The 7,701-nt window shown below is 73.2% G+C and carries 11 protein-coding genes; 4 read left to right on the forward strand and 7 right to left on the reverse strand.

Going from position 1 to position 7,701, the window contains the following annotated elements:
- Positions 1 to 227: 227 nt before the first annotated feature.
- The gene (locus EFE23_RS26945; protein WP_123243693.1) at positions 228 to 749 is read left to right on the forward strand and encodes a hypothetical protein; all 522 of its coding nucleotides are present in this window, start codon (positions 228 to 230) and stop codon (positions 747 to 749) included.
- A gap of 46 nt (positions 750 to 795) precedes the next feature.
- On the opposite strand, the gene EFE23_RS26950 is transcribed toward EFE23_RS26945, so the two are convergent.
- Together EFE23_RS26950 and EFE23_RS26955 are read right to left on the reverse strand one after the other, a co-directional pair.
- Positions 796 to 1,659, reverse strand: coding sequence for an aldo/keto reductase family oxidoreductase (locus EFE23_RS26950; protein ID WP_123243694.1), 864 nt, complete (start codon positions 1,657 to 1,659; stop codon positions 796 to 798).
- An 87-nt stretch (positions 1,660 to 1,746) separates the two neighbouring features.
- Complete coding sequence (locus EFE23_RS26955; RefSeq protein WP_123243695.1) at positions 1,747 to 2,625, reverse strand: LysR family transcriptional regulator; 879 nt, start codon at positions 2,623 to 2,625, stop codon at positions 1,747 to 1,749.
- Positions 2,626 to 2,709: 84 nt separating this feature from the next.
- Between EFE23_RS26955 and EFE23_RS26960 the strand changes: the two genes are divergently transcribed.
- Positions 2,710 to 3,666, forward strand: coding sequence for a threonine ammonia-lyase (locus EFE23_RS26960; RefSeq protein WP_233601162.1), 957 nt, complete (start codon positions 2,710 to 2,712; stop codon positions 3,664 to 3,666).
- Positions 3,667 to 3,720: 54 nt separating this feature from the next.
- Here EFE23_RS26960 and EFE23_RS26965 read toward each other — a convergent pair whose 3' ends face one another.
- Together EFE23_RS26965 and EFE23_RS26970 are read right to left on the reverse strand one after the other, a co-directional pair.
- Complete coding sequence (locus EFE23_RS26965) at positions 3,721 to 4,596, reverse strand: alpha/beta hydrolase (RefSeq protein ID WP_123243697.1); 876 nt, start codon at positions 4,594 to 4,596, stop codon at positions 3,721 to 3,723.
- Positions 4,593 to 5,429, reverse strand: a complete 837-nt coding sequence (locus tag EFE23_RS26970) for an MBL fold metallo-hydrolase (RefSeq protein ID WP_158675935.1) — start codon at positions 5,427 to 5,429, stop codon at positions 4,593 to 4,595. Before EFE23_RS26970 ends, EFE23_RS26965 begins: the two co-directional genes overlap by 4 nt.
- 118 nt (positions 5,430 to 5,547) lie before the next feature.
- On the opposite strand from EFE23_RS26970, the gene EFE23_RS26975 reads away from it, so the two are divergent.
- On the forward strand, positions 5,548 to 5,883 hold the full coding sequence (locus tag EFE23_RS26975) for a winged helix-turn-helix transcriptional regulator (RefSeq protein ID WP_123243699.1): 336 nt from the start codon (positions 5,548 to 5,550) through the stop codon (positions 5,881 to 5,883).
- Between the two features lie 15 nt (positions 5,884 to 5,898).
- Positions 5,899 to 6,603 carry a VOC family protein gene (locus EFE23_RS26980; RefSeq protein WP_123243700.1) on the forward strand — a complete coding sequence of 235 codons (705 nt, stop codon included), beginning with the start codon at positions 5,899 to 5,901 and terminating at the stop codon, positions 6,601 to 6,603.
- Positions 6,604 to 6,636: 33 nt separating this feature from the next.
- On the opposite strand, the gene EFE23_RS28330 is transcribed toward EFE23_RS26980, so the two are convergent.
- The 3 genes from EFE23_RS28330 to EFE23_RS26995 form a co-directional block, all read right to left on the reverse strand.
- On the reverse strand, positions 6,637 to 6,918 hold the full coding sequence (locus tag EFE23_RS28330) for a hypothetical protein (RefSeq protein WP_158675936.1): 282 nt from the start codon (positions 6,916 to 6,918) through the stop codon (positions 6,637 to 6,639).
- 90 nt (positions 6,919 to 7,008) lie between these two features.
- Positions 7,009 to 7,263 carry a hypothetical protein gene (locus tag EFE23_RS26990; protein WP_204335621.1) on the reverse strand — a complete coding sequence of 85 codons (255 nt, stop codon included), beginning with the start codon at positions 7,261 to 7,263 and terminating at the stop codon, positions 7,009 to 7,011.
- A partial coding sequence (locus EFE23_RS26995; protein WP_500786060.1) for a ferredoxin reductase domain-containing protein occupies positions 7,260 to 7,701 on the reverse strand: 442 nt, incomplete at its 5' end. The genes EFE23_RS26990 and EFE23_RS26995, both read right to left, overlap by 4 nt.

Below are 7,701 nucleotides of genomic sequence, written 5' to 3' on the forward strand. Positions count from 1 at the left end.
CCGGCCGGCCTGGGATGACGCGCGGACGCCGGCTGCAGCTCGCTCATGAGTGCCGTACGCATGGCCGGCCATACCCCGCCCGCCGGCCGGCAAACTCCCGCACCTACCGCCGCAGGTCTCCGCACCGGACCGGGCGAGGGGTTGAAGCATCCGGCGGAGGGTGTCAGACTGCCAGGCCTGGGAACGCTCCCAGCGATGTCAGTCGATTGTTCTCTGGAGGTTCGCTCATGCGCTGGACCACGGGCGCTCTGATCGGCGCGGCCGTCCTGACCCTCGCCAGCGGATGTGGCACCGCCGACCAGGGCGCTTCCCCGGGCGGGAGCGCCCAGCCCGGCGCGACCCCGCCGGCCGCCGCCCCCGTGGTGTCCAACGGCCCGAACGTCGCCGACGCGCTGGCCGTCGCCAACAGCCAGTTCAAGCTGCTCGCCGACGGCGACTGGGCCGGCGCGTACGCGCTCTGGACCGACGCGGCCAAGAAGAAGATCACCAAGAAGGACTTCGAGAAGGTGAACACCGCCTGCCCGTTCTTCAAGGGCGACCCGATCCAACTGCAGGACGTCAAGCCGAAGAGCATGGAGCTGGTCGAGCTGACCTGGCGGCGCGGCGAGCACATCGGACACAGCGCGCTGCGCCAGACCGGCAAGACGTGGCAGTACGACCCGGGCGCCGACACCCTCGCCGAGTTCGCCGGGGGCGCGAACGCGGCGATCGCCAAGCGGAAGGCCGGCAACATCTGCACCGCCCCCTGACCGCACGGCCGGCAGCCCGGTCGCCGGGCCGCCCGGGCTGAGCTGGTCAGTCGATGATGTTCAGTTCGCTCAGCGCGTCGTCGGGGAGGGCCAGTGCGGCGGCGGCGACGTTCTCGCGCAGGTGCGCGACGGCGGAGGTGCCGGGGATGAGCAGGATGTTCGGGGAGCGGTGCAGCAGCCACGCCAGCGCGACCGCCAGGTGGGTGGCCTCCAGCCGGGCGGCGACCGCGTGCAGTTCCTCGGACTGCAGCGGGGTGAAGCCGCCGAGCGGGAAGTAGGGCACGTAGGCGATGCCCTGCCCGGCGAGGGAGTCGACGAGGTCGTCGTCGTCCCGGTTGGCGATGTTGTAGAAGTTCTGCACGCACACCACCGGCGCGATGGACTGCGCCTGCGCGACCTGCTCGGCGTTGACGGTGCTGAGCCCGAGCTGCTTGATCAGCCCCTGCTGCTGCAGCTCCGCGAGGACCGTGAACGGCTCCTCGATCGAGCCGGGCGTGGGCCGGTCGAACCCGCCGACGCGCAGGTTGACCACGTCGAGCACGTCGAGGCCGAGGCGGTCCAGGTTGTCGTGCACGGCCTGGCGCAGCTGCTCCGGGGCGAGGGCCTGCGGCCAGTTGCCCTCGGCGTCGCGCAGCGCCCCGACCTTGGTGACGATGTGCAGGTCGTCGGGGTAGGGGTGCAGCGCCTCGCGGATGATCTCGTTGGTGACGTACGGGCCGTAGAAGTCGGCTGTGTCGATGTGGTTGATGCCGAGGTCGACGGCCTCGCGCAGCACGGCGATGGCGGCGTCGCGGTCGGCCGGCGGGCCGAAGACGTGCGGGCCGGCCAGCTGCATCGCGCCGTACCCCATCCGGGTGACCGTCAGGTCTCCCATGGTGAACGTCCCGCCGGGCAGGCTCGTCGACGTCATGCGGCTTCCTCTCCTGTGGTCGCAAATCCGCAAGCTTCCCGCCGGCGGGGCCACTAAACCCTCCCACGCGAGCGTTGACAGCCACGGTCAGGTCCGCGCGTTCCGGGCGGCTCGCGTCAGGTGGGCCAGGAGGGTGGCGGTGGCGGGCGGGTCGGGCGGCTGCCCGTACACGGCGGCGTCGATCCGCCGCCCCGGGCCGGGTAGCCGAACTGCTCGTACCCGGCTGTGTCGTTGCGCGGTCAGGGCCAGCCCGGGCAGGGTGGTGACCCCGAGGCCGGCGGCGACGAGCGCCTGGACGGCGAGGTAGTCGTCGGTGGTGAAGGCGATGTCGGGCCGGAAACCGGCCTCGGCGCAGCTGTGCACCAGGTGGGCTCGGCACCGCTCGCAGCCGGTGATCCAGCGGGCAGCGGCGTGGTCGGCCAGCCGGTCACCGGCCACGTCCAGGGGCGTGACCAGGTAGATCGGCTCGGTCAGCAGGCGGATGCGGCGCAGCCCGGTGTCGTCGGCGGTGTCGGGGTAGGTGAACAGCACGGCGACGTCGACCTCGCCGGCGCGCAACAGGCGGACCGCATCGGGCGGTTCGGCTTCGGTGAAGCGCAGGTCGACGTCGGGGTGCTCGGCGACGAAGGCGGCGGCGGCCCGCGGCACGAACGTGCCGAGCGCGGACGGGAAGGCGGCCAGCCGGACCCGGCCGGCGCGCAGCCCCGTGTACGCGGCGAGGTCGGCTTCGGCCGCGTCGAGGCGCCCGAGGATCTCGTCCGCCCGTTGGGCCAGCATGAGGCCGGCTTCGGTGAGTCGGATCCCCCGGCCCGCGCGCTGCACGAGTTGGCTGCCGGTTTCCGCCTCGAGCCGAGCGATGTGGTGGCTCACCGACGCCTGGGCGTACCCGAGGGCGCGGGCGGCCGCGGTGACCGAACCGCACCGGGCGACCGCGGCGAGCACCCGCAGCCGGGTCACGTCGAGCACGACGGAAACATATCAACCGGACCGATGGAACCTGCCGAGGATTGGCATTGGACCGATGCAACGGCGGGCCGTGACGATGAGCGGGTGGAAAACCTGCTGACCTTCGCCGACGTCCTCGCCGCACAGGATCTCCTGGCCGGGCAGCTGCCCGCCACGCCGATGTGGTCGTATCCGGCGCTGGACGCCGTGGCCGGCGCCACCGTCCACGTCAAGCATGAGAACGTGCAGCCGGTGGGCGCGTTCAAGGTGCGCGGCGGGCTCACCCTGCTCGCCGGCCTGCCCGCCGAGCAACGCGAGCGCGGCCTGGTCACCTACTCCACCGGCAATCACGCCCAGTCCATCGCGTACGCGTCAGCCACCTTCGGGGCGCCGTGCACCGTGGTCATGCCGGCGACGGCCAGCGCGGAGAAGGTCCGGGCGCTGCGCGCGCTCGGGGCCACCGCGATCCTGCACGGTCCGGACCTGGCCGCCGCCCAGCGGCACGCGGAGCAGTTGGCGGCGGCCGCCGACGCGCTCCTGGTCAGCCCCGGTGACACCCCGGCGCTGCTGGCCGGCGTCGGGACGCTGTACGTGGAGATCTTCACGGCCCGCCCGGACCTGGACGCGGTGGTGGTGCCGGTCGGCAGCGGCACCGGCGCCGCCGCGGCCTGCCTGGTCGCCGCGAAGCTCGCCCCGCACTGCCGGGTCATCGCCGTGCAGTCCGCGGCCTCCCCGGCCGCGTACGACTCGTGGCGGGCCGGCACGGGCGTCGAGCGCCCCAACCGCACCCGGGTCGAGGGGCTGGCCACCGGGCGTGGGTTCGCCCTGCCGCAACAGCTGATGCGTACCGGCCTGGCCGACTTCCACCTGGTCGACGACGAGCAGATCGCCGCGGCGCAACGGCTGCTGGCCAGTCACGCGCACACCCTCGCCGAAGGCGCCGGAGCCGCCGCGCTGGCCGCCGTACTCGCCCGCCCGGAGGAGTTCGCCGGGCAGCGGGTCGCGGTGGTGTGCACCGGCGGCAACGCCTCGGCCGCGGAGATCGCCGCCCTGGGCGGATGACGCCTCGACCTCGAGCGCCAGATCCTGTCGGCCGGCCGCTGCGAAGCGGCGCACTCAACCGAGGTGCCGGTGCAGGAACGCGGCGGCGGCGTCCGCTGCCTCGGTTACGTACGGCTCCACGTCGTAGAGGTCGATGTGCTGGGCGGCGTCCAGCCAGATGATTTCCTTTTCGCCGGCCGCGCGGCGGTGCAGCTCGGCGGCGAGTTCGGGCGCGCAGTAGGCGTCGGTCCGGCCGTGCACCACGAGCAGCGGGGTCGCGCCGAGCAGCGGGGCCGCGCCGAGCGCGTCGAACGTCATCAGCGAGTGCAGCGAACCCCGGGTCAGCCGGTTGCGCCAGTGCGGCGAGGCGGAGCGGCTGGTGCCGTAGTAGGCGTACGGTTCGTCGCCGCCCATCGCCGCTTCCGCGCCGCCGGGCGCGACGGCGGGCAGAAACTCGTCGTACGCGTCAAGCAAGCCGGCGAGCGCCGACCGGTAGTTGTCGACCCCCATCCGCTCGACGAACCAGGCGGGGCTGTTGTAGCCGCTGGCGATGCCGACGACCGCCTTCACCCGGGGGTTCTCCGCCGCGGCGCGGACGGCGTAGCCGCCGCCGAGGCAGACGCCGACCAGGCCGATCCGGGTCGGATCCACCTCCGGCCGCGCGCGCAGCAGCTCGACGGCCGCCCGCAGGTCGGCGAGCTTGCCCTGGCTGTCCTCGTGGCCGGGGCGGCCGCCGCTCTCGCCGAAACCGCGATGGTCGAAGGCGAGGGTGACGAAGCCGGCCCGGGCGAGCCGTTCCGCGTACGTCCCGGCGACCTGATCCTTGACGCCGGTGAACGGCCCGGTGACGGCGACCGCCGGCGCCGGCCCGGCGGCGGCCGGCAGCCGCAGCACGCCGACGAGGTCGGCGCCGTCGCTGGTGAAGGTGACGCGCTCTGCCTGGCTGTTCATGCGGGCACCGCCTCGGCGGCCAACTCGGCGGCGACGGCGTCGGCGCCGAGGCCGACCAGCCAGCTCAGCGGGGCGCCCGGCAGGAACCGGGTCATCAGCTCGGTCAGCTCCTGCCGCTGCGCCTCGCTGAGCGTCGGTGCGCCGTCCGCGAACCGGCGCACCGCCTCCCGGTACATCAGCAGGTAGCGCCGCTGCGCGGCCAGCAGGCTCGCGTCGCCCGGCGCGCCGTGCCCCGGATAGAGCCGGGCCCCGTGCAGCTCACCAGTCAGCCGGTCGAGGCTGGCCAGCCAGCGGCCGGTGTGCCCGTCGGCGGTGTAGGAGTGGGTGCCGTCGAAGGCGAGGTCGCCGATGAAGGCCACCGGCCGGTCGCCGCCGGCCACCAGCAGGTACGAGTCGGCGTGGCTCTCCGCGGCACCGACGTCGTGAACCGCGATCCGCAACCCGCCCACCTCGACGGTGCCGCCGGCCGGCAGCGGGTGGTCCGGGACGCGGTGCCGGTCCGGCCACTCGTCCCCGTACACGGGCTGCCACTGCGCCCGCTTCGGCTCGGCGACCTCGGCGATCGCCTCGGCCACGGCAGCCGCGGCGTAGACCGGGACGTCGTCGGCCACCACGTACGGCAGGCCGTTGAAGTGGTCCGGGTGGGCGTGGGTGACGAACGCGGCCAGCAGCGGCTTACGCAGCGCGGCGAGCCGGGCCGCGAGGGCCCGCGCGTCGGAGACCAGCAGGTTCGCGTCGACGAGCACCACGCCGTCGGCGGTCTCCAGCAGGTAGCTGTTGGCGAAGATGCCGCTCTCGGCGGCGGTGTAGGTGTGGATGCGGAACTGGGTCACGGTCGACCATCCGATCGGCGTCGGCGAACTAGGCTTGGTCCCGACGCTAGGGCGGCCGGCGGGCACCGACCAGAAGGCACTTTCCGGTACCCATCAGGCGATCCAACGGGAGGCAGCGATGGTCCTCGTCATCCCCGACGTACTCCAGGAAAGCTGCTCGACCCGGCAGGCGCTGGAACGGTTCGCGGCGAAGTGGCGGGTCCTGCTGATCTACGCCCTGCTGGCCGGGCCGCAGCGGCACGCCCAGCTGCGCCGCCGGCTCCCGGGCATCAGCCAGAAGGTGCTCACCGAAACGCTGCGCGGGATGGAGGCCGACGGGCTGGTGCGCCGCCGGGTGGTCAAGGCCAGCGCGCCGCAACACGTCGAGTACGAGCTCACCGACCTCGGGCACACCATGGAGAAGCCGCTCGCCGCGATCTGCGAATGGGCGGCGAGCCAGCCGCCGGCCGACTGAGACTAGCGTGGGGCGATGAACTCGCGACTTCTCTCGGTGACCTTCGATGCGCGCGATCCGGATCGCGTGGCGCAGTTCTGGGCCGGCATGCTCGGCCGGGGGATCGTCGAGGACGCCGGTGGTGTGCTCCTCCCGGGACACGAAACCCAGCTCAGTCTCCGGTTCGCCCGCAGCGACGCGGAGATGATGCGGCCGAACCGCATGCACCTCCACCTGACCAGCGCCAGCCTTGACGACCAGCAGCAGACGGTAGCGACGGCGCTGAGGCTCGGCGGAAGTCACCTCGACGTCGGGCAGCGCCCCGAGGAGGGGCACGTCGTCCTGGCCGACCCCGAGGGCTACGAGTTCGACGTGATCGAGCCGGGCAACAACTACCTCGCCGGATGCGGCTTCCTCGGGGAGCTCACCTGCGACGGCACCCGGGACGTCGGCCTCTTCTGGAGCGAGGCGCTGGGCTGGCCGCTGGTGTGGGACCAGAACGAGGAGACCGCGATCCAGTCACCGCACGGCGGCACGAAGGTCGCGTGGGGCGGCCCGCCCGTGGCCCCGAAGCAGGGGCGGAACCGGCAGCGCTTCGACCTCGCCCCGGCCGGTGGCGACCAGCAGGCGGAGGTCGACCGGCTGCTCTCCCTCGGGGCCACGCCGCTCGAGGTCGGTGACGACGGCACCGTCGTGCTGGCCGATCCCGACGGCAACGAGTTCTGCGTACGAAGGAACTGACCGGAGCGCTCCCGCCGTAGGTTGACCGGCTGTTCAGTCGAGGCACCGGCCGACGTCGCCGACCGATCCGAGGACGATGTACGCCAGGCCACGCACCGCGTCCACGGGCACGTGCAGGCCCGGCGGCCACGCTTCCACGCCGATCGCACCCGGCAGCGGCAGGTCACCAAACAGTTCCTCGCCGTCGCCGTCGCTGGTGACATCAACACGCTGATGCAGCTGCTCGCACCGGACGTCACGCTGCGGACCGATGGTGGCGGCAAGGTCCGCCAGGCGATGCGGCCGATCAGCGCGTTTCAAGTTGCCACTCGCCATCGCCACCGATGTCGCGAGCTTGCTGGCGGGCGCGGTAGGACCGGAGACGGGGCGGGCACCTGCGACCGGGCGGCGAGCCGGCCGCCGAGATCACGGAGCTTGGTACGTCCGCTGCTCCGCCTGCCACGCCCGTAGGGCACCCTTGATCCGCTGGTTCTCCGCCCGCATCTCGTCCCGCTCACGAGTGCGCCGCTGCAACTCGAAGACAAGGCGGTGCAGCAGGGCATCGACTTCGTCGACCTGGTAGCCGCGCCGCCATCGTCGGGTCAACGGCAACGCCAGACCGGCGATCCGATCCGGGGTGAACGGGCCCCGCAGGGCGTGCCGGCTGCGGTAGACGGTCATCGCCACGGGATCCGCTCCGGCAGGTGGATCCGGTCGGCGGGCACCCCGGCGGCGAGCAGCCGCAACCTCGAGCCCGCCAGCATCGCCGGCGGCCCGCAGACGTAGACCTGCTGCTCACCGTGCAGGTGGTCGATTGCGACGGTCAGCGCGTCGCCGCGCTCCCGCGGCTCGGCGAGGGGGTCGTGGGAGAACGCCGGCACGACGGTCAGCCAGTCATTCGCCTGCTGGAGCCTGTCGAGGGTGACCGCGTCGTACAGGCCCGCCACGTCCCGGCTGCCCGCGACCACCGTCACCCGCCGGCCGTCCGGGTCGGCGGCGACCTGCTCGACGATCGCGCGCAGCGGCGCCAGCCCGGTCCCGCCGGCGATCAGCAGCAGGTCCCCGCCGTGCAGGCTCAGCCCGGTGTCGACGGGCGGACCGAGGTGGAGCAGCTCTCCG

It is taken from the genome of Micromonospora solifontis, assembly GCF_003725545.1.
Classification (GTDB): Bacteria; Actinomycetota; Actinomycetes; order Mycobacteriales; family Micromonosporaceae; genus Micromonospora; species Micromonospora solifontis.

What these genes read in the sequence shown, in the direction of transcription:
- EFE23_RS26945 (WP_123243693.1), top strand. Translation starts at nt 228, where the DNA reads ATGCGCTGGACCACGGGCGCTCTGATCGGCGCGGCCGTCCTGACCCTC.
- EFE23_RS26950 (WP_123243694.1), bottom strand. Translation starts at nt 1,659, where the DNA reads ATGACGTCGACGAGCCTGCCCGGCGGGACGTTCACCATGGGAGACCTG.
- EFE23_RS26965 (WP_123243697.1), bottom strand. Translation starts at nt 4,596, where the DNA reads ATGAACAGCCAGGCAGAGCGCGTCACCTTCACCAGCGACGGCGCCGAC.
- EFE23_RS26975 (WP_123243699.1), top strand. Translation starts at nt 5,548, where the DNA reads ATGGTCCTCGTCATCCCCGACGTACTCCAGGAAAGCTGCTCGACCCGG.
- EFE23_RS26980 (WP_123243700.1), top strand. Translation starts at nt 5,899, where the DNA reads ATGAACTCGCGACTTCTCTCGGTGACCTTCGATGCGCGCGATCCGGAT.
- EFE23_RS28330 (WP_158675936.1), bottom strand. Translation starts at nt 6,918, where the DNA reads ATGGCGAGTGGCAACTTGAAACGCGCTGATCGGCCGCATCGCCTGGCG.
- EFE23_RS26990 (WP_204335621.1), bottom strand. Translation starts at nt 7,263, where the DNA reads ATGACCGTCTACCGCAGCCGGCACGCCCTGCGGGGCCCGTTCACCCCG.